We start from the raw sequence: 23354 nt of genomic DNA on the forward strand, positions 1-23354 counted from the left end.
CGATCTCAAAATTTGGCCGCAGTACGGCGAAAGGCCGGCCCGGGCGCCCTGCTCCGGCCGGCCTTTTCCTGATCCGTTTTGCTTCTCTGCGCGCCCCGGGGCACAAAAGGCACCGGGGCGCCGCTTTTTATGGATCTCTTTTCTGTTTTTTGGCAAAGAATGCCAGGCAGGCGGCGGCGAAGAGCAGCGCCTGGGCAGGCGTCCACCGATCGGCTGTCACCACGCCGCCCAGCCCCTGCGTGAAGCACAGCAGGGCGAGCGCCGCAACAGTGCAGCCGCACGTCGCGGCCCGCCTGCGGCGCTTTGCCAGCGCCAGCAGGGCCAGGGCCACAGCCGCCAGGGCCAGCGCCAGATCCGCCAGCGCCAGCGGTTTTTGCGGCTCGGGCTGCCGCGCCGCGGGCGGCGGTGTGGGCGTCGGGGCAGGCTGCGGGCCGGGCGCCTCCGTGGGCGCCGGGGTGGGCTGCGCAGCGGCCAGCAGGGCCTCGGCCAGGGCCGGGTCCTTGCCCAGCAGCTTTAGGTACCCCTTCAGATAGGCCAGCAGCCCAGCCCGCTGCTCTTCGGTCAGGGCGGCCTTTTGTTCGTCCGAAAGCTGCTCGCACAGCTCCCACAGCTCCTCCAGCCGCTCCCGGTTGGCCTCCAGGTCCGGCGCCCACTCGGGGCTCACCTCGCCCTTTTGCAGCCGGTCCAGCAGGTCCAGCGCCTCGTCCAGCGCTTTTTGTGCGTCCGTCGGGCCGGGCGCCCCGCTGGCGGCCGGGCTGGCCGTGGGTGGTCCGCCGGGGGTGGGCGCCGGGCTGGCCGGCGGCTCGCCGGGGCCGCCGGGGCCGGCCGGCTGCTCGTCCCGCCTTTTCTGCTCTTCTATCTCCTTTTGCACCTCGTCCACCAGGCCCGCAAGCTGGTCAAGCTGCTCCTGCGGCAGGTCGATGCCCGGCCGCGTGCGGTCCAGCTCCTCCTGCACTTCCTTGAGGATCTCCTCGATCTCGGCCCGGTTTTCGCTCGTAACGCTGCCCGGCGCGGGGATGTGCTTCATGGTGATGCTGCGCAGGGTGCGGTTGCCGGCGGCGTCCACCGCGGCCAGGGGGTACACGGTGCGGTTCTCGCCTCCGCTCACATAGGGCGCGGTCACGGCGGGCAGCAGCACCTCGCCCCTGGCTTTGGGCAGGGGTGGGTTCACGGTGCCGCCGCCGGTGATCTGTACCACTTCGCCCGGCAGGGTGCCCGCCGCGTCCTTGTAGTCCGCAAAATCCACCGTCACGGGCAGGTAGTACACATCCCCCGGTTTTGCCCCGCGCACCGCCAGCTCGGGCGGCGTCAGGTCGTCAAAGCGGTATTCGGTCTCGTTGCCCGCGCCGTCCTTGACCGCGATCACCACGTCGCCCGGGTCGGCGCCCGGCGGCAGGGCCACCTCGTAGCTGCCATCCGGCTTCTGGGTGATCTGCGCGCCACTGGGCTCCTTCACCTCCACCGTCACGTCTCCGGAGCCGCCGTCGGCGATCTGGATCCCGGTGATCTTTCCGTCTTCCTGCCCGGCGCCTCCCAGATCCACCCGGGGCGGCTCGCTGTCGATTTTTTCCACCTCGGCCCCGGCTTCGGTCTCGTTGCCGGCCAGGTCCCGCGCGGCAATGGTGTAGCGGCCGCTCGCGCTCACCGGCACCTCCAGCTCCAGCTTGCCGCCGCCCGGCCCCGCCTGGGCGATAAGGTTGCCCGCCGGGTCGGTCACCGCCACCAGGCCCACGCCGCCCGCGTCGGTCACGGTCACCTGCAGCAGGCCCTGGCTGGCCCAATCCGCCTGCGGGGCCTGGCTCGCCTGGATCACCGGGGGCGTGGCGTCGTTCAGCAGCACGGTGGCGGTCAACAGGTCGCCTTCCACGTTGCCCTCAAGCTGCACGGTGTAGGTAAAGCTGTCCTCCCGGCCCGCGCCCGGCTGCGCCTCGGTGTAGCGGAACGCGCCGGGCTCGCCCAGCGCCTCCACCCGGCCGTGGGCGGGCTGGGTGGTCACGGCCACCCCCAGCACCCGCCGCGCGGGGCAGGCCGGCCGGTCGTTCGCTAGCACCTCCACCTCGGCTGTGCCGGTGGCCGGGTCGGCGGCGGCCGAATCCGGCCGCGCCGCATAGGGCTTCTCCGCCGCCATAACGGTCAGCGCAAAGCTTTTGGGTTCGCCCGCGGCCTGGCCGTCCCGGGCGGTCAGGGTCACTGTCTCCTGGCTGTTTCCCGCTGCCGGGGTCACGCTCAGCCGCCAGCCCCCGCCGGCGCGCCGCACCACCGCACAGCCGGCCGCGCCGCTGCTGGCGGCCTCCACCACCAGGGCGGCCTCCGGGCTGTCCGGGTCGGTCACCTCAAAGTCCAGCGTATAGGTTTGCAGGTCGGTGATCGTTGCGTCTGCAAAACTGCCCTTCAGCACCGGCGGGTCATTCACCGGCTCCACATGCAGCAATACCCGGGTCGGATCCGAAAGGTCTTCCGTCTCGTTGCCCGCGCCGTCGCAGGCGGTAAAGGCCATGGCCGTGTCGGTGCCGTTCCAGTCCGGGTTCGGGGCATAGGTCAGCTTGCCCGCCTGGATGTCGCCAAAGCCGATGGTCTTGGGCAGCTCGGCCGCGGTGATCCGCACACCGCCCAGCGCAAGGCTCCCCTGGGCGGGCAGGGCCCGCAGGGTGATGTGCCGCAAAGGCAGGCTGGTCTCAAACAGGGCGTTCGGCCCCTCCTGCGGGGTAAAGTCGGCCCCGGCAAAGGTGTAGGGGGTATCCTCGCGGGTGGCCGCCGTGATGTAATTGCCGTAGGCGTCGCCCCCCGCGGTCTTGCTGTCGTCGCCGTACTGGGGCGGCAGGGTGTCCGCCACCAGGCAGTCCACGGTGTACTCGGCGGTGTTGCCCGCCGCGTCGGCGATCACAAACCGCACCGCGTTCCTGTAAAGCCCCTCGGTGGTAAAGCCGCCAAGGGCGGCCGGGTCGTAGTGCAGGGTATAGGCCCCGCCGCCCTCTTCCGGGGCGGGCGCCGAGTCCGCCGGGTAGTAGGCGAATGCGTTGGTCAGGTTATCTGCAATCGAAAAGCCGGTAAAATTCTCCTGCCCGGCCTCGCCCGGGGGTACCACCGCGCTGCGGATGGCCCCGTCCGCGGCGTCGATCTCCAGGGTGGGGGGCGTATCGTCCAGCCGGTAGGGCCCAAACGAGCGCACGGTCAGGTTGCCCGCCTTGTCCTGGGCGGCAAAGTGCAGCATCAGGCTGCCGTTGCCCGCATAGCACAGGCTGCCGCTGCCGCCGCCCACCTGCACGGTCAGCGCGCCGCCCTGCAGGTCGGCCGCGTCCACTGTGTGGAAGTACCGCTCGTCGATCTCAGTGGCCTCCGCGTCCAGCAGGGCCGCCAGGTCGGGCAGGGTCTTCAAGGCCTCGGCGTGGGTGGCGTCCGGCATGCCATCGCCCTCGGCGGGCGTGTCGTAATACTGCGGGTCCACGTACCCCACCCTTGCCAGGTTGCCCTCCGGGTCGGCAAAGCGCACGGTCACGGCAAAGGGCTCGGTGTTCCACACCCCGGCCGGCCCCTCGGCCTCAATGGTGGGCGCGCCCGCGTCCAGCCCGGCCGTCGTGTACTCCCGCACCGCCTCGTTGCCCGCCTCGTCCCGGGCATAGAAGGTGTACACCCCGTTTTCGGTCAGCTCCACCAGCTCGCCCGGCGGCTCGCCCGGCGAGCCGGCAAACTCCGCCGGGGCATGGCTGCCCGCCTTGTAAGCCCGCACGGTCACCGGGCTGTGGGCGTCCCGCGCGGCAAAGCGCACCGTGCGCCGCCGCGCGTTGCCGGGGTCGGCGTCCTCCAGAAGGATCTCGGGCGGGGTGTTGTCCAGGGTCAGCGGGTCGCTGCGCCCGACACTGCGGTTGCCCGCCCGGTCGGTGACCCGGGCGTAGAGGTACCACACCCCGCTCTCGCCCCCAAGGCTCGTTTCAAAGGGTTCCTCGCCCGGCTCAAAGCCCTGCCAGCCGGCCAGCCGCTCGCTGTACGCCGGCTCAGCGCTCCACAGATACTCGGCCTTCGCAAGGCCCGAGGCGTCACCCCTGGCGCTCACTGTCACCCGGGCAGTGTGGCTGCGGGCCGCGGCCGTGCCGTCGGCGGCAACGCTCACCGGAATGGGGGCAAGGTCCACCTGGTACGGCCCAAAGCAGTGGTAGGCCTCGTTGCCCGCCCCGTCCACGGCCAGCAGGTGCACCCAGTGGGCGCCCTCGCCCAGCTCGGCCTGCACCGTGCGGCCCTGGGCCGGGGCAAGCTGTGCCGGGCGCGCGTCGCTCCCGGTCACCGCCCAGCTTACCGCTCCGTCGCCAAAGGCAAAGTCCGCCCGCAGGCGCGCGCTGAACCAGGCCCCAGCGCCGGGAGCCGTTTCGGTTTTGTTCCAACCCTCCGCCAAGGTATCGTCGAAGGTATAAAGCGCCTGGCTGTCCAGGGTGGGCGGCGTGCCGTCCAGCGCAAAGGCAAGGCGCATCTCATCGCCCCGGTTGCCCAACGCGTCGATGTAGCAGGCGGTCAGGGTGTGCGCCCCCTCGCCGGTCACGGTGATGACCGGCAGGGTGTCGCCCTGGCCCGTTTGCTCGGCGCCGCCGTCCAGCGTATAGGCCCACCCGGCCACGCCCGCGGCGCCCCGGTCGGCCCCTGCCGCAAAGCGCAGGGTATAGCCGCCGTTTTCCGGCCGCACCTGGGCGGGCACGGCCTCCAGTGTCGCCGGGGCCTCGGGCCCCGCGTTGTCGATGCTCCAGGTGCGCGGGTCGGTGGCCTGGGCCCGGTTGTCGTCCGGGTCCATGGCCGTGACCGTCACCTTGCCGAACTCGCCAAAGCCGCCCGCGCACAGCTTATCCTCGCTCACGCTCCAGCTCAGTGTCCAGGGCGCGCCAGCGGCGGTACCGGCATCCAGCCGCACCGTTTTTTCCACGTTGTCCAGCGTGGCGGCCACATACAGCGCGTCGCCGTCCGGGTCGGCGGCGGTGCCGGTGATGGTAATGGTATCGCCCGCGCCCAGCACGCCGGTCACGGCCCGTGCCTCGGGCAGATCCAGAGTGAGGGTGGGCGCGCGCCCGCCGGCAAGCGCCCCTTCCCCGCCAAAGCCCCCGTCCGGGTAAGCGTCGGCGGTGAGCTGCTTCTCCGGGTTCTCGGCCCCGGCCTGGTTGCGGGTGGTAAGGAATGCGTACACCGCCGTCTCGTTTTCGGGCAGGGCCAGCCTAACGGTGGTGGCAACGCCCCAGCCGCTCTCGGCCAGCACCGCGCCCTGCGCGTTTTTAAGCGCGATCTTATATTCCGGCAGCACCGCGTTCGCCTCGTCCCCCGTGATCCGGAAGGTCAGCGCGCCGCCGCCCCGGGCGGCCAGCTCCACATTTTTGGGGTCGGCGGCCAGGGTACATGCCTCGGCGGCCGGGCCCTGGGCCCGGTTGCCCGCGCCGTCCGCCCCGGCGAGCCACAGCCGGTAGCGGGCGTTCGCCGCAAGTTTTTGCAGGTTGCCGTCTTCGCTTTCGCCCGTGCCCTCGCCCTCCAGGCTCTGCCAGTGGTATTTCACCGTACCCTCGTCCAGGCCCGCGCCGCCCGCGTCCGCGGCGTTTTCCGCGCCGGCCAGGGTCAGGCTGGTTTGCCCGGCCTGCTTCACCGTTACGGCGGGCAGCTTTGGGGCCGTGCCGTCCAGCTGGTAGGGGCCGAAGGTCCTTGCCGCGGTGCCCGCGCCGTCCCGCGCCAGGGTGTGGATGTACCACGCGCCGTCCTCCGTCAGGCGCACCGTTGCCTCGGCCTGCTTGCCGCCGGCGTCCGCCGGCGCCCGGGTCATGGCCGTCCGCAGCTCCGCTTCGCCGGGGGCCTGTGGGCTTTCGTTTACCAGCCAGCCCGCGGCGGCCAGGCTCGTCTCGTCGGCAAAGGCCAGCGCTATCTCCAGCGGGCCGCTGGCCCAATTCTCCTGTGCGGTGGGGTCGGCGGCGATTATCGGCGCCGCGCCGTCCAGCAGCAGGGCCGCCTCGGCGGCCGGGCTCAGGTTGCCCGCCTTGTCCGCCGCGCGGGCCTGCAGGGCCACCTCGCCGGTAAGGCCCTTTACCGGCACTTCCCCGCCCGGGTAAGTATTCCAGGTTTGGCCGCCGTCCAGGCTGTATTCCATCTTTTCCAGGTCCGTGTCGCCCGCGGCGGCGGCCAGGGCAAAGCCGTTTTCCCGCTGCCAGCCTGCGCCGCCCATCAGGGTGATGGCCGGGGCCCGCGGCGGGGTCTTATCCACCGTCAGCGCAAAGTTCTCACCGGGCCGGGCCTCGGCCCGCTCGCCCTGCGGGTCCATCGCGATGGCCAGAACGTCCTGTGGCTGGTACGTGCCCTCCCGCAGGTCGGCGGCCTGTACCGTGACCGACCAGGTCTCCCCCTCAACCTTGGCGGGGAATTCCCTGCCGCCCAGGGCAAGGGTCACGGTCACCGCATCGCCGTTCGCATCGTCCCAATTGCCCCGAAACTCCACGCTGCCGCCCGCCCCCAGCAGAACATTGGCTGCGGGCGCTTCAAAGGCCACCGTGGGCGGCGCGTTCAGCGGCGCGGCCCCCGTTCCCCCTCCGCCGATGGCAAAGCTCACCGGCGCGGACTGTGTTCCGTCCTCGTTCACGGCGGTCACCGTGAGGGTGAGCGCGGCGTCTGCGGGCAGGGCCTCGCGGTAGCTCACCTCCAGCACCGCCGAGCGGGTGAGCTCTGCGCTTTCGTACAGCACCTCGTCCGGCCCGGTCTCCTTTTTCAGGGTGAGTGTGTACAGATACCGGGGGGCCACGGCGTTTTTGCCGGGCGCAAGCTCGGCCCGCAGCCCGGTGGTGGTGGCCCGCAGGCTCGCAAAGCCGGTGGGCGGGGCCGCCAGGGTATAGGTCTCGGCGGCCTGGGCCGTGGCCCTGTTCCCCGCCGCGTCCTGGGCGGTGAGGGTGGGGGCGTAGGCCCGGTTGGCCGCAAGGCCCGCAAAGGCCACGCTCCCGCTCTGCCCTTCAACGCTTCCATCGCCCAGCGAGCCGGTGATTCTGCCCAGGCCCGAGCCGCCCTCGTCCTGCGCCTTCGCGTTCACCGTCAGGCTGTCCGCCGTCACCTGGGCGATCTCCGGGGCCAGGGTGGGGGCGTCCAGGTCCAGCCGGTAGGTGGCGGCGGCCGTGGTAACGGCATTGTCCGCGCCGTCGGTCACCGTGGCCGTTACGGTGTATTCCCCGCTCGCGGCCAGGGTCACGCCGTTTTCGCCCACCGTCACGCCGCTTCCGGCCTGGGTGGTGTCGACGGCGGCCCCGTCCTTCGTGACCGCGTACTCCACCTTTGCCACGCCGCTCTCGCCGTCGCCGGCAACGGCGGCCACGGTCAGGGCGCCGGCGCGCCATGCTTCGCTGCCGGCCGGGGCCAGGGCGGCGGTGGGGTCGGTGGTATCGATGGTCCTCACCCGTACCTCCGCCTCGGCGGTGTTGCCCGCCCCGTCGGCGGCGGTGACGGTGTACGCCCCGTTTTCGGTGATTGCAAATTCCAGAGCGGTATCCCCCGCGCCGGTACCTGTTTTAAAGTTTCCGCCGTCCTTTTTCACGGTCACGGCCGCGCCCGCCTCGGCGGTCACCCGCAGCACATCTCTCTGTGCCCAAACGCCGCCTTGCAGCGCCGCCGCAAGGTCGGGCGGGGTGTTGTCGAACGAGAAATTTTCTTGCGCCTCGCTCGGCACGCCGGTGGCGCTGGCGGCGGTCACAAACAGGGTGTACTCCCCGTCCCCCTCGGCCCGGGTCACGGCAAATGCGCCGTCTTTAAGCTCCGCGTCGGTCCAGAATTCGGGTCCCGTGCTGCCTTTTTCCGCCCAGCCGTACCGGGCCGAGGCCGCCGGGCCGGAAGCCGTACGCGCCAGCCTCACCGTTACGGTGTGCGCCCGCTGTGTGTCCGCGCTTTCACCGATGGCGATGGGGTTTGCCGCCCGGTCGATTTTGTAAACGCCGGTGGCCGTGGCGGTGTTGCCCGCGTGGTCGGTCACGGTGACGGCGAGGATGTGCTGGCCCGGATCGGTCAGCGTGAGGCTGCCCTTGCCGCTTGTGAGGGCGAGCGTTTGGGGCTGGCCCCCGTTCAGGGTGTAGGAAACCGAGGCCACCCCCGCGCCGCCCAAATCGGCCGCGGTGACCGTGATGGTAACATTTTCTTTCGTCCAGTCCTGCCCGGCGGGGCTGAGCGCCAGGGTGGGGGCGGTGAAGTCGAGCTGCGTTTCGGTATACACCTGCACCGCCTCGTTGCCCGCCGCATCCCGCGCGTACACGGTGTAGCTGCCGAGCTTGCCGGCCTCAAAGGCTTTGGCCCCGGTGATGTCCTGCACGCCCTCCACCGCCGCGCCGCCCGCAAAGTGGCCCGCGTCGTGGCTGCCCCGCGCCCAGTACAGCGCGGCAAGGCCCGCGCCCTCTTCGGTCACCGCCACGTTTACTGTGGCGGCGGCGTTGCGCCACCCTTGCTCCTGCCGGGCAAGGGCCAGCGCCGGGGCCGTGTTGTCCAGCCTGCGGGCCGTGCTGCCTGCGGCCGCGTTGCCCGCGTTGTCGGCGGCCTTTACATGCAGCGTCCACTCCCCGTCGCCCGCTTCAAGGCGCAGGATGTTGTGGTTCGTAAAGGGCTTCCAGTCGCCGTCCTGAGGGGCCGCGCTCCCCAGCGCCCAGGCGTAGGCCAGGGTCTGCCCGTTCACGCCCGCGGCGGTCTTGCCCGGCTCCGGCGCATCCTCCACGTCCACCTGCACCGCGTGGGCCTTCAGGGTCCCGTTTTCGTCGCTGATGGGGGTGAACGTGATGGTGGGGGCCGCGCCGTCGTCGAACAGGGTGCCGCTGTCCACATACAGATAGTCGGCGCTGGCGTTGCCCAGCCAGTCCACCGCCTCCACGGCCAGGTAATACTTTTTGGGGGAAGCCGTGTTCCCCACATCCGGCAGCTCACAGGCAGCCGACGCGCCGGCGGCAAGGCTGCCCGCGCCCAGCCCCTCGAACTTTTCCCACTTTGTGTCTGCCTGTGCGAACAGGGCCGTGGGGTCGGCCGCCGGGCCGGCCACGGTCCGGAACGCCCAGCGGGTCTTATCGCCGTCCAGCAGCCAGTTGTCGGCCGCCGTAATGGTGGCGTAGGCGCTGGTGGCGGTTTCGCCCTGCTTTGCCCTGCGGGCCGCCAGGCTCGCCTCCGGGCGGGTGGTGTCGTAGTCGAAGGGGCCGTAGCGGCGCTGCACCTCGTTGCCCAGCTTGTCGCGCACCCACACGTGCAGGTACACCTGGCCCTGCACCGCGCTGTTGCTCACCCGGATCGCGGTGTCGCCCTGGGCGGCCAGCTGGTCGGCCACCCAGGCAAGGCCTTGCCCTTTGTCCACGGCCTCCGCCGTGGCCTGCTTGCCCGGGCGGAAGGGCTCGGTGACCCAGTTCACCTGGCCGTGAATGCTCGCGTCGTTCCCCGCGCCCGACACGTCGATCAGCCGCGCGCCGTCGGCGCTGCGGGTGCCGTCGTACCGGCAGACCACCGCGCCGTTCTGCACCGCCTCGAACTCGTACAGCACCATGTGGGCGTTCTGGGGCTGGTAGTTGCGGTAGGCGATCTGCAGCTGGCCGTTGGTACCGGCTTTTCCATCGGGGTTTGCCCATTCCAGCGCGCCTGTTTTGCTGGCGCCGTTCACCGCGGCCTCATAGGTGTTGTTTTGGTAGTTCAGGGTCAGCTCCAGGTCGTAGGTCCCGGCATCGCTGATCGGGCCCAGGCTGTGATACTTGTGGGTACCTTCGCCCGCCGAAGAGGTGAGCAGATAAAGTGGTTTATTATCGCTGTTCGTCAGCAGGAAAAAGGGCACGGCGCTGGTATCGTTTGCCACCGAAAAATAATTTTGCGTTCCGTCTCTATAAGCATCGCTCTTATCTGCCTCCAGCGGCTTGAATTTCATGCGCACCGTGAGGGGGCTGTCAAAATCCACAAGCCCCGTTTTGGTGGCCGCGTAGGAGCCGCCGGTGCCCAAAAACTCGGGGAACGCGCCGGTCACATTGCCCGCTTCGGGCACCCAGCTCACGCCGGAGCCCATTGTAACATCCAGATTATTTCCGCTCGCGTCCGTCCACACCTTCCCGGTTTTGCTCCCGCCGTAGCTGGCGCGCAGGGCGTCGTTCTCCCACAGCGAAAAGCTGTAGATCGTTCCCGCGCAGGCATTCTCCGTGGCGCTGCTGTAGCGGCTACCCATCTGCAGCGTTCCGGCCGCGGCGTAGCCGGCCGCACTCAGCGCCAGCACGGAAATGGTGAAGGGCGCGCCGTTCAGGGTGCCCGTTATCATTTTACCGGTATAGTCGATGGTCAGGTCCAGTGTATTCCGGGCAAAATTATCGCTCCCGGGCAGGGCTACGGCCACTCGGTTATCCGTTTGACCCTGGGTGGGCACCCAAAGGGTAAGCCCGCTGGCGCCCACCGCCTCCAGGCGCAGCTCGCTCAGCCCTGGCACGGGGATCGAGAAGAGGTTCGGGTTGCCCTTGGTGCTCTCCAGCTGATACGACAGTTTCACCTGGAGCTTCTGCGTCGCTGTACCCCGCGCCAGCACCTGCCCCGTGGCCGTGCCGCCGGTTTCCGCCGTTCCGTCGAACCGGGGGTACAGGCCGGCCGTGACGGCCTGGCCCGCCGTGTTGCTGACCAGCACCGCGTCGTGCCCGCGGCCGCTCTTGTCGGCCAGGGGGTCGGGGCCCGAGAAATCGTAGTGTACCAGCAGCTCGTCGGTGGTATAGGGCTCCAGGCCCGCCACCTGCCTGGCGCCCATGGCCGTGGCCCACACCTTCACATCATATAAAGTGCCCTCAAAGCAGTAATCCTGAAGGAAATTCCACAGCGCCCCCAGCCGGAATTTGGAATTCTGAGTCTTTCCATCCCTGTTATTAAGGGGGCCGCTGGCGATCAGCACCCCGTCCCGGTACACATATCCCATACCGCTCACATCCACGGCGGTAAGCCGGGTCTTCACCCCCGCGGGCGCGCTGGGCGCGTACACACCATTTGCACCATAGCCAAAATAACCGTTAGCCGTGCCATCATGATAGAGCGTGAGGTAACGGAACGTCGTCGTGCCTCCGTTCAAATTGCCCTGCTGGTCGATCAGCGCCGCTCTCTTGGCCGTGGGCTGGCTGTACACCACCTCAAAGGTCGCCACGTCCTGGAATTTGTCGTCTTCCCCCACATCGAATTCCAGGTGGTTTGTGCCGTCCAGCGTAAGGCCCGCGTCGCCCAGGCCCCGCACCAGCGCGCTGCCGCCCGTGCTGCCCCGGTTTGCCACCCGGCCGTTCACGGCTTCGTCCAGGTTATAGGCGGCCACGGGCGCGCCCAGGGTCACCCGCTGCCGGGCTTCCTGGATGTGCTCGGTCAGGCCGGTGGGCGCCCGCTTCACGCTCACGTTGTAAAGCGTGCCGTAGAACTGGCCCGCCCCCGCGGGGAAATTCACCCCGTCCGGCGGCTCCATAATGCCCGCGTAGGCGTGGCTTTCGGCGTACACCGTGCCGGTCACGCCCGTCACGCCGGTGGTCTGGCCCACCTGCGCGCCGTCCAGGTAAAAGGTGATGGTGTCGGCCGCCGGGTCGAACGACAGGGTGGCATAGTGCTCGCCCTGGTACAGGCTCTCCCCCACCGGGGCAAAGCCCCGGTCCACCGCCGCGCCGTTCCAATAGTAGAACAGGCTGCCGCTGCCGTCGCCCGCCAGGCCGAAGCCCATGTTGGGTGCGTCCTGATCGGAGGCGTCGTCCGCCAGCGACATCGAGAACAGCCGCTGGCCCACCAGCGCGTCCTGGCCATACCAGTAGCCGCTGCCCCGGTTCTCGCCGCCGGTCCAGCGGGCCCGGTCGGCCTCAAACCGCACGCTCACCGAAAAGCCGGTGCTGTTGATGCCCGCCGCGTTCTGGTCGCCCAGCAGGTCGGCCACCTTGCCCAGGTCCAGGCAGTCGCCGCCGTCGTCCAGGCGCATGCCCGCGCCGCCCTGGGGCAGGGCGTCCAGGCTGCCCTGTGCCTGCCCCTGCTGGGTGTAGTTCAGCAGGGCGATGGGCCGGTCCACATAGTTGATGTTGCCGCTCTCCACCTCGGCCTGGGTCAGGGCCCGGCCAAAGATGTAGGTGTTGTACAGGGTGCCCTGGAAATAATTCCGGTCCGCCCCGCTGGTTTTGTCGCTCATATCGTGGTGATAGCCCGCGCACAGGTAGCCCGTGTCCGGCTTGTATTGGGTAAGCCAGCCGCCGATCTCCACCGTGGTAACAAGCCTGCCGTCCACATACACCCTGCCCGTGGTCCCCTTTGCGGTCGCCGTCACCGTGTGGGTCTTGCCGTCCGCCAGGTCCAGCCCGGTGTCGCCCCTCGTGGGCTGGAATGACTCGCCGTCACCGTAAAAAGGCACGCACAGCCTGCCGTTGCACAGGTAAATATAAAAACGGTTGGCGCTCCCCTGGCTGCTGGAAAAGAGGAATTGGTAGCCAGCCGAAACGCTTGTTTTAAAGCTGGTGGAAACCGTGATCTCCTTCGCCTTGGTATAAGCGTCCAGATAGGGATTCAGGTCCACCTTTGTGTTCACGCTGCCCGTGCTCAAAAACTGTTCCGACGCGTACTCCCTGTCCCAGGCCGCATTGCCCTGCACCTCAGCGGCGTTCTGCTGCCCGCTGCGGTCGGTCACAACCTTGTTGTCTGTCACATTGCCGGCAAGGCCGTTACAGAACACATAGTCGCCCACGATGTCGTCGGTGCAAAAGGAAAAGCTCTTGCCCTCGGCGTCGTCGGCCACCCGGCCAAACAAGCTCGCGGCAAACAGCGCGCCCCGCAGGTTTTCGCCCAGGGCCACGCTTTCAATGCTGTTTTTATTGATATCAGGGAACCAGAACCGCCCCAGGTACTGCCCGTCGGCAAACACCTTCACCGAATTGGTAAAGCTGGCCGCCACCACGATCTGGTGGGCCCGGCCGTCGTTGTAGCCGCCGCCCAGGTGCTTGTCGGCCCCCGCCGAATCGGTCAGCACAATGGCCCCGGTCACGTCCGACACGCTCACCCGCAGCAGGGTGCTGCCCGCGCCATCCTTCAGGTGCAGCAGGGTGTGGAAGCCGCCGTCGCCGGGCAGGCAGACCGCCTGGGCCGCCAGGGTCACCCCGGTGGACTGGCGCAGGTCCGCCGCCGCGCTGTTTACCGCCAGCGAGGTACTGCTCGCAAAATTCAAAAAGCCGCTGTAGCTCTCGAACTTGAACACCGGCAGGCTGCCCGCCGCGGGGGCCTCGGCGCTGGTGGTAAAGGCATACTGGTACTCGGCCAGCCCGCTGTTGGAGCCGTCGTAATTCTCGTCGTCCACCGGCAGCTCCAGGTCCAGGGTGCCGTAGGTCTTGTGGTTCACGGCCACCGAACCGTCATCGCTCTGCGGCAGGTTGGGGGCCTCGTTGTCAAACAGGAAGTCCGGGTAGGCGGTTTGCCCGGCCCGGCTGCCGGTGTAGCCCTGGTTGTAGCAGGCGGTGTTGCCCGCCGCGTCGGTCAGGCGCACCCACAGCTTCCAGCTTCCGTCGATCCGCCCGCCCTGCACCAGGCTTGCGCCCGGCGTGAATTCCTGCCATTCGTATGCCGCGATTCCCGAGCCCGCCGCGTCCCCGCCGTCGTCGGCGGGCAGGCCGCCGCCGGGGGTATGGGCGGTTACGGAAAAGCTGCCGGCGGCATCCACCGTAACCCGCGCAGGCAGCCAAACGTATTCGGCCTTTGCCAGGCCCGCCGTCTGTTCGGCCTGGGCGTTGCCGTTCGCATTGCCCGCGTCGTACACCTGCACCGCCGCGCTGTGGCCTCGCAGCACCACCGACGCATTGCCGGAGGTCAGCTCTTTTTGCGGCACCTCAAATACCGGCGCGGGGGCGGCGGTATCCACCCTGTAGGGGCCCGCCGTGAGGGTGCGGGTGTTGCCCGCCGTGTCCACCAGCAGCAGGTGCAGGTAGTTTTGCTGCTGCCGGTTTAGGGTATAGTTCACGCTCACCTCTTGTTCCAGCGTTTTCTCGCTGAAATATCGGGTGCGGTCGCTGTCATACGCACCCGTGTCCGTGCCCAAAGCGTCCGGGTTGTCTGTGATTTTTGCATACACCGCCCCTACCCCAACGGCGTCCTGGGCCGTAAGGGTCACGGTGACGGGCTGGTTCACCCAGCTGCCGTCGTATTCTTTGTTATCGACCGTTGCGGTGAGGGCGGGCTGCCCGGGCCGGGTGCGGTCGATGTAGATCTCCCGGGTAACACGGCTCACATTGCCCGCGTTGTCCTCCGCCTCCAGGGTCAGGGTGGTGCGGCCCTCGGCGGTCACCCGCACCAGGCCGCTTTCCGGCACGGCCGCAAAGCGCCCGCCGGTGCTCTGCCCGCCGCCCGCGACCGCAGTATCGCCCACAAGCTGGTAGCGCAGTGCCTTGACGCCGCTGGGGTTTTCGTTGCCGGCGGTGCCGGTGGGCGCGTCGCCCTGGGCGGTCAGCTTCACCTGCACGGCGGCGCTGCTGCTGAACACCAGCGGGTCGGCCGCAGGGCTGTCGTTTTGTATCTCGGCGGTGGGCGCGTTCGGGGCCTTGCGGTCCAGCCAGACCCCCCGCATATACTGGGCGCCGGCGGTGTCGGCCCGGTTGTCGGCGGCGGTCACGGCGGGTCCGTAGCGGCCGTCCGGCACCGCGGCAAGCTCGGCGTCCACCGTGAATTCCACGGTCCAGTTCCATTTGGTATCGCTCTGCCCAAGCCCCAAAAACACCGGGGCGGCGGTCAAGGCCGCCTCTTTTTCCACGCCGCTGAACGCCACCTGCACCCTGGGGAGATTGGCCCCACCGTGGTAGGCCAGGTCCGGGTCCTCCACCGTGCCGCTGAAGGTCACGGTCTCGCCCGCCCTGTAATACCGGGGCGCGCCCGCGCCGTTCAGGGTAAGGATCGGCGTTTGGTTTGTCTTGAAGCGCGCGCCGGTCTGGTCCTTCTCAAAGCGCACCGGGTCGTTTTCCACCCCGTCGCCGTTGCGCGCCTGCACATACAGCACATACTCGGTGTTTTCGGCAAGGCCGGTGAAGGTGTGGGCCGTCGCGGCGGCCCAATCCGTCTCGCCCAGCCGCTCACCGCCGTAGCGGGTGGTCAGCCACAATTTATATTCGGTATCCTTCGGGTTCTCGGGCGCGGCAAATTCCACGGTCAGGCTGCCGCTGTTCCAACCCGTCAGTTCGGCCGTTTGGGCGCTCTGGGCGCGGGTGTGGCAGGTGACCGTTTGCTCCCGCAGGTTGCCCGCCCCGTCGGCGGCCCGCATGGTGAAGGTGTGCTGGGTGTTGGGGGCAAGCCCGGCAAAGGTGTGCTCGCCCGCCCCGGTCGCCGCGGTGAAATCGCCCTCGTCCAGCTTGTAAGAATAGGGCGCTTCGGCCAGCCCCGCCACCGCCAGCCGGGCCGAGGTGTCGTCGGCCGTGGCGCCGCGCAGGGTAACGCTGGTCTTGCCTTCCCCGTTCACCGCCCCCAGCGAATGCGCGGGGCTAAAGGCCGCGGGCGGGGTGCGGTCCAGCCGGTAGGGGCCGGCCTCGCTTATCTCGCTCCGGTTGCCCGCCGCGTCGGTGGCGCGCACCCGCACCCGGGCAAGCCCCTCGGCGCTCACCGCAAAGCTCCGCTCCTGGCCCAGGGGCTTCCAGCCGCCGGAGGAATAGCTCTGCCCGTCGGCGCTCACCGCCAGCTCGTATTCCAGCCCGGGCTCGGCGGCGCCGGCCGGCTGGCCGTGCGCCTCGTCGGTCACGGTAACAGTCAGCGGGATCTCTGTTTTATTTTCCCAGGCCCCGCCCGCGGCGGGCCCCGGCAGAATGCTTTCGATCACCGGCGGCGTGCTGTCCGCCGCAAAGGGGGCGCTCTCCAGCGCGGTCGAAGCGGCGCCGTGCCCGTCCAGCGCGGTCAGGCGCAGGGTGTAACCCCCGTCCAGCCCCGCGGGCAGGGTGAGCGTATACTGCCCGCCCTCCAGCTTTTCGGCCAGCAGGGTACACCTTTGTTCCTCATCCAAAAGCTCCAGGGTATAGAACACCGGGTCGTTGTCCGGGTCCACCGCCTCGGCCCAGCGCACAGTCAGCGGCTGGCCGCCCCGGTACAGGCCGTCGTCCGCGCCCTCCTCCCGCACGGTCAGCCCGCCCGAAAGCAGGGGCGCGTCGTTCACGTTTTCAATGGCCACGGTCACGGAGGCCTGGGCCTTCGCGCCCTCGCTGTCGGTCACGGTATAGGGGATGGTCACCGTGCCGTTAAAGTCTTTTGCGGGGGTATAGCGGATGGTCTGACCCTGTACAGTGGCCGTGCCCCTGCCCGCCTCGGCGCTCACCCGTGTGGTGGCCGCTGGCCGGGCGGTAAGCCCGCCCAGCGCCACGGCAAGCGCCGTGCCGTCCTCCACGTCCCCGATCACGCCGGTCAGGTCGATGGCAAGGGGCTCATCCTCGGTGGCCGCCGCCCGCAGCGGGCCGGCGGTGGGCGCGTCGTTTACCGCCTCCACCGTCAGCGTTACCCGCGCGGGCGCGGATTCGTTGCCCTTCCGCTCGCCCACCCCGGTGTCCAGGGCGGCGTAGGCAAAGCCGTCGCCGCCATAGTAGTTTTCGGCGGGCAGGTAGCGCAGTTCGTCCAGCCGGTCGGCGGCCACAAACGCCTCCGCCTCCAGGGGTGCTGCGCCCAGCAGCAGCTGGCCGTGGGTCGGCAGGCCTTTGATGCGGATGCCGCTCAGCGAGCAGAACTGTGTATACCCCCCCTGCCCGTCCTCCACCGGCTGGTTTGCGTCGTCCTGATAGGCCGCCTCAAAGCCGGCCCGGGTAAAGGCCAGGGCCGTGTCCTCGGGGGTGGTGCGGGCAAACCCCAGCGCCCGGGGGGGCCTTGCGTCGTACACATACACCACCCGCTGGGCCGTGGCGGTGTTGCCCGCCCGGTCGGTGGCGGTGTAGCGCACCAGGTGCTCGCCCGGCAGGGTGGTGTCGATGTAACGGGTGTCCTCGGTCACGTCGCCCTCGGTCACCTTCGTGGTCACCGCCACCCGCGCGTCCTGGCTGTCGGTGGCCACGGCGCCCCGGTCGGTGTAATCCTCGCCCCGGGGGATGTAGGCCGGGTCATCGCCCACAAGCGTGATCACCGGCAGGTCGTTGTCGAACAAAAAGCCCCGGTAGGCGGTGCTGCCCTTGGTGCGCAGGTGCAGATACCAGCGCCCGCTCACCCCTTCACTGCCCCACCCCTCGATCGAAAACCGGGCGGTGTTGCCCTCCATGGCGGCGGCGGGGGCCTCTTTCCAGCCGAACAGCGAGGGCGAAACACTCTGCGACCACTGGTATTCCCGCTTGGCGTCGGCCGCCTGCTGTTCGGTCATGGCGGCGGGGTACTCCACCGTCACCTCGGCCGAGTGCATGCGGGCGTATTTGTCGTCCCGGTAAACAAACTCCACCCTTCCGTCCCGCTCCGCATACTCGTCCGAGGTGCGGCTCTGGATCACGATCGAGGGCTTGCCGCTGTCGATGATATAGGGCCCAAAGCAGCCCTGGGCCGTGTGCCCCACCGCGTCCTCGGCGTAATAGTGCACGTACCAGGTGCCCGGTTTATCCAGGCTCACCACCCCGCCGTCGTAGTCCGCCCACACCGCGCTGTCCGGCGCGGGGAAAGCGGTGGTGCCCAGCACCGCGAAACGGCGCACCTGAACAAGGCCCATCTCCCGGTCGGTGAATTTCAGCTGCATGGTGATGGGTGCCTTGCCCGCCCCGTAGGCGGTGTTGGTGGTCTCCACCTGCGGGGGGGTCGAGTCGATGTTGGTCACCGGGATGCGCTGGCTGTAGCTGTTGCCCAGCGCGTCCCGCACCTTAACCAAAAAGCTGCCGTTTTCCTTGGCTGTAAAGTCCACCGGGCCGCTGTTGTAGGGCTGGTATTCCCTGCCCGCCTCGCTCTCGCCGCCGGCCAGCACCAGATATTCCACCCCGCCAACGCCCGTGTAGCCCGTCAGCGCGTCGCCCTCGCCGTAAAGCGGCGAGACCTCATCCGTGAACGAAAGGCGCAGGGTCACGCCGCTCTGCCCGGTGACCCACTGCTGGGGCAGCAGGGCGGCCCCGCCGGCGTCCAGCTTTTTGTAGGTCAGCTCGGGGGCGTCCCGGTCGATGGCCGTGATCGTCACCGTGCCATCTGCCCGCTCGGTGGCGTTTCCGTTCCGGTCGGTGCCTACAAAGCGGTAAATGGCGTTTTTGCCCGCGGGGTAGTCAAACTCAATCACGCCCTCGGCGGGGTTTTGATCCCGCACGGGCACACCTTCGGCATACACCTCGGCGGCGGGCTTTTCGGTCTCACCCGAGCGGTCGGTGCCATTGTCCCACAGGCTCTGGTTGCCGGGCAGCATCACCGGGCCCAGGTCCGCCCCCGGCTCTTCGCGCTCGCTGCGTGTCACGGTGACGTGAAGCGTCACCGTGCGGGCGGTGAACCGCCCGGGCGCCGGGGCCGTGAGCTCAGCGGGGGTAAACGCCCCCTCCGGCTGGCCCGCGCCGTTCAGCCCCTCGGCCAGCCCGCGCACCTCCACCTGGATGGTGGGCGGGGTCTTGGGCGGCACCGTGAAGGGGTGCGGGTGGCTTATCACAACAAGATTGCCCGCCTTGTCGGCCGCCTTCAGGTGCAGGTAATAGCTGCCCGCCCCGGGCTGCGCCCCGCCCAGGTACCCGCTCAGGCTCAGCCGGTCGCCGCTCTCAAAGCCCGTCCAGGCCGCGTCCGCCTGTGGCGGCTCGCTTTCCTTCACAAAGGCGTACTGCGCCGCCGAAAGGCCCGAAAGCCCGTCCGCCGCCCAGGCGTACACCGCCGGGTCGGCGGCGGTGTAGTTGTAGCCCGCCAGCTCGTCCGTCGTCACCCGCGCCGAGACCTGGTCCTTCGCCAGCTCGGCGGTGGGGGCGGCGGTGTCGATGCAGGCCACCGAAATGGTGGAAAAATAGGTCTCGCCGCTCTTTTTGTCCTGCGCCAGCAGCGCCCAGGCCCCATTTGCGCCGGTCTCAAACCAGAACCCGCCCTCCTGCGTTTGGGCGAGGTCCAGCACCTCGGCGCCCGCGGTGTCAAAATTGCCGGCATTCAGCGCGCCGTCGGCATTGTCCTTTTTATAAATCACCAGCTCGCCCTTTTTCTCGCTCAGGTAGGCGGGATCGGCCATGGCAATGCCCACCCGCACCGGGCCCTGGGTCCAGCCGCCGGGCGCCGAAAGGCTGAACTCCGGCACCCCGTTGCTGATCTCGTAGGGGCCGCGCTGGGTGCGGTAAAGGCCCAGGCTGTCCTGCACCACCACGTGCAGCCAAAAGCTGCCCGTGCCGCCCGCCAGGGTCACGCTGGCGCCGGGGGCAAAGGGCTTGAGCTGGCTCATGGCCGCGCCGTCCAGCACCTGGCTGGTGCTGAACACATACTGGTACTTCGCCCCGGTGCCGGCGTAGCCCGCCGGCTTTTCCACCTCGATGCGCACCTGGTGGCTGCGGGCGTTTTGGCCGGTCCCGGGGGTCACGGTCACGGTGTAGGGCATCGAGCTGATGTTCACCCCGGGCAGGCTGGTGCCGGCCTTGCTCGCAGGCGCCTTGCCCGCCAGGTCCCGCACGTAGCTGGCCGCCCCCTGCAGCGTGGCGGTCACGCCCGCGCTCTCGGCGCCCTCGGGCACCGCCAGCCGGAACACCAGCACGTCGGTGCCCGAGCCGGCGGCATAATCTGCACGCAGCTTTTTGCCGTCTGTCAGGGCCACCTCCATATACAGCCCCGCCTGGTCGGTCACGTTCACGATCTCGCTGAACCGGGCCGTGAAGTAGATCCCGTCGTTTGCCTTGTAATCGCCCGAAAGGGCCGTGATCTGCTTTAACACCGGGGTGTCGGTGTCCGAAAAGCTGATGGTGAGCCGGGGGTTCTTGAACTCCACCTTCGACCAGGCCACCCGCACCTGCGACAGGCCCTTGGCCATCACCCAGTCCTGGCCGGTCAGGTCCAGCGCGCCGGTCTGCACCGCCTTTTCCCCGTTGCCCTTGTCGTACCACTTGCCGGCCCGCTCCACCCAGCCGCCCGAGCCCTTGCGCACATACACGTACAGCCCGCTGTCGGCCGATTTCATGTTGATCACCAGCTGCTGGCGGCCCTGCACCCGGCCGTGCTCGGCCCAATACCGGTAGGCGTCCAGGCTGTAGCCGGTCTCGCTGGGGAAATACATGTAGTCCCGCCGGCCAAACGCCGCGCCGCCGTACTTTTTATAGTCGGTGGGCTCGTTTTCGCTGGCCACCACCCACCGGTCCATGTTGGTGATCTGGATCCTGCCCGCGTCGTTGTCCCGCACGGTCACGGTGCAGCCGGAGGAGGAGGCGTCCAGGGCCGCGCCCCCCGCCACCGAGGTGAGCTCCACAAAGAACACCCGGTTTTCCAGCTCCCAATGAGGCCCCGTTTCAGGCGAGGGCAGCAGCCGCACGGTCACGGTCTTGCTGGTCTCGCCCTGGGCAAAATTCAGGGTGCCGCCCGCGGCGGCGTAGTGCACCCCCGCAATGGCCGAGCCGTCCGCCGTGCGCCAGCGCACGGTCTGGGCGCCGTCCGCGCCGCCGGTGCGGCGCACCGTCAGGCTTACCTCGCCCCCGGGCGCGCCCTGCGCGGCGGCGGCCGAAAATCCCACCGCGCCGTAGCTCTTGCTGTTGGCCTCAAACCGCTGGGCCGGGCCGTACACCACCCTGCCGCTCCCGGTCTGGGCAAAGGCGCGGCAGTAATAGGTGGCGTTGGGGATCAGCGACGCAAGCGCCGCTGTGGCGGTGAACGTGTCTTTGTTGTTCACGTTGAAGGCCGCCCGGCTGCTGCCCAGGTTCTCTTCCAGCGTGGGGGCGCTGCTCACGTCCCACACAAGGCCCCGCCGCACCACCGTCTCCTCGCCCAAATAGCGGATGCACCCGCCCATGGTCACCGCCGTGCCGGTTTTGGCCACCGGCTCGGTCACCAGCTCCAGCGGCCGGTTTTTCACATGCAGGGTCCGCTCCGCCCGCGTCTCGTTGCCGGCCTGGTCCCGGGCGATGCAGGTCACGGTGTGCTCGCCGCCCGCAAGGTTCATCGTCAGGTCCGCGCCAAAGTCAACCGCCTCGCCGTCCAGCAGGGTGGCGAGGGTGAGCTTTGCCTCGGCGGTGCGGTTGTCGGCGCCGCCAAAGCCCAGGTCGTGGTAGGGGGTGTCCTCCAGCAGGGTCAGCTCGCTGGCGCCGATCAGCTCGATCGTGGGGGCCTGGCTGTCGATGTTGGTGATCTCCAGCGTAAAATATTCGGTCACCGCCGGGCCCGCCACCGCAAAGGTGTAAACGCCGTTGGTCTCAATGTCGAACGCGGCCTCGGTGGCGTACACCCGGCGGTTCATGTCCGCCTCCACCGTGCAGGGGCCGTACTTTGCCGGTTCCAACAGGGTCTCCGGCTTGAGCAGCACCAGCTTTTTCAGCTGGCCGGAATAATCGATCCCCTCGTCCTTGTCCCTTTCGTGGCTGTACTCGGCGATCGCGCCGCTTTTGGGCAGGCAGATATAGCCCACCGGCTCGCCGAACACGCTCTGGGCGGTAAGCTTTACCGTAAGGGGCGCGCCGGCGGCCGCCGGGCTGTAATAATTCTTATCGTAAGTAAAGTCCAGCCGGTACTCGTTGGGGCCGTCGTTGTCCTCGTACCGGATCGTGTCCGCCCGCACCGACACGATCACCCCGTCCGGCTCCTGGGCGGCCCAGGCGCTGCCTGTGGGGGGGCGGGCCACCAGCGCCGCCGCCAGGGTCAGCGTGCCCTCGTTGTAGGTCAAAATGCCGTCGGTGCACTTGTTCACGGTCGCCAGCTCCTGCCGGCCCTGGCCCAGCGTCACATACTTCTGCGAGGCGTACATCTTGTTGCCGTCCACATTCACGCTGGTCACCAGCCGGCGGTCCGTCCCGGTGTCGTTTTCCGCCCGCACCAGGCCGTCCACCGCCAGGCGGTAGCCGCCCGTTTTTCGGGTAAAGTTGTAGCCCTGAAAGGCCACCTGCTCCACCGCCGCGGCGCGGCCGTCCAATTCGCCGGGGCCGCCCCCGAACACCAGCTGGATGTTGTCGATGTAAAACCAGCCCGGAATGAGCGGCGGCAGCACGATGTTCACAAAGTTCTTGCCCTCGTTCAGGTCCCGCCCCTCCATGGGGATGATGTAGTATTCCTCGTTCACGGTGGACTGCAGCTCCCCGATGTGCTTGCCGTTCACATCCAGGATCGGCACCCCCGCGATCGAGCCCTTGATTGCCAAATATACCGTCTCGTTGGGGTCGACGGCCCGGTCCACCTGCAAATAGAATCCCGTGCCCATAGGCCAGGGCACCGGCAGCTGGATGATGGGCAGGTCAAAGGGCGCACCCTGGCCGTACACCAGGGTCTCGCCCGCCGGGCCGCGGTAGCTCATGGCCCGCAGCAGCCCGTCCTCCGCCAGGTTGTCGGCGGTCAGGGGCCCGGTGTACAGCACGTACCCCTCAAAAATCAGGTAGGCGCGCACCAGCGCGTCTTCCCGGCCCTCCAGCCGGTGCTCAAAGTCCGCGCCGGCCTGGCCGCCCTCAAACGCCGCCTGGCCGTCGTTCGAAAGCAAGGTGGGCACGCTCTCGCCAAAGCTCCACACAAAGCCGTGCTCCCGTGCCTGGCGCCCTTCACCGCCACCGATCAGGGCAGTCAGCAGCAGGCCGCCGCCCTGGCGCTGCACGTCGAACGAATCAAACACCGGGGCGGCCAGCCCTTCCAGATCCTCCTCGTCCAGGGTCTCTCTGTTTGCCAAAAAATACTCGCTCAGGTCGGTCAGCTGGGCGTAATCCGCCGGCGGTTCGCTGGGCTGCCCCGCCGCGGGCGTGGCCGAAGGGCCGGGCAAGGGGCTCGCCGTGGGGTCGGGCGAGGGGCTTGCCGGGGGGCTCGGCGCCGCGCCGGCCGTGGGGTCGGGCGAAAGGCCCGGGGTCTCACTGGGGGCCTGGCTTGGCTGCGGGGTTTCGCCCGGCTGGGCGCCGCACTCGGGGCCGCACACATGGTTGCAGGGGCTGCCCTCGTCCGCCGGCCGCCAGGCACAGCCCTCAGCGTGATCGGTCACACCGTCGCCGTCCGTGTCGGCGCAGCCCTGGTCACAGGATGTCTCGGGCTGGGGCGCCCTGTAGCCGCAGCCCGCGTCGTGCACATGGGTGCAGCCGGGCTGCGCCTGGCCCTCGGCCAAAACCGAAAAAGCGGGGGGCGGCAGGGCGGCCCAGGCCATACACACCGCCAGCACCAGCGCCAGCGCCCGGCGCCGCACATGCATCTCACCCGCAGCCAGGCGCAGGGGCGGCTCTTTCCCAGGTATTCCCGCCTTACTTTTGTCGCTCATGCTCAAGACCTCCCGCCGCTAACTCTCGGTTGGGGCGCCCGCGCCGTACCCGGCGCAGACCACCCCATCTTTTCCTTGATTT

Annotated in this window: 1 protein-coding gene; it reads right to left on the bottom strand. The window is 68.9% G+C overall.

The window, feature by feature from the left end:
* Positions 1 to 127: 127 nt before the first annotated feature.
* A complete protein-coding gene (locus tag ACMLHZ_RS11440) occupies positions 128 to 23272 on the bottom strand; it encodes a tandem-95 repeat protein (protein WP_418667824.1) in 23145 nt (7714 codons plus the stop codon).
* Between the last annotated feature and the right edge of the window lie 82 nt (positions 23273 to 23354).

It is taken from the genome of Allofournierella sp., assembly GCF_048388525.1.
GTDB lineage: Bacteria > Bacillota > Clostridia > Oscillospirales > Ruminococcaceae > BQOK01.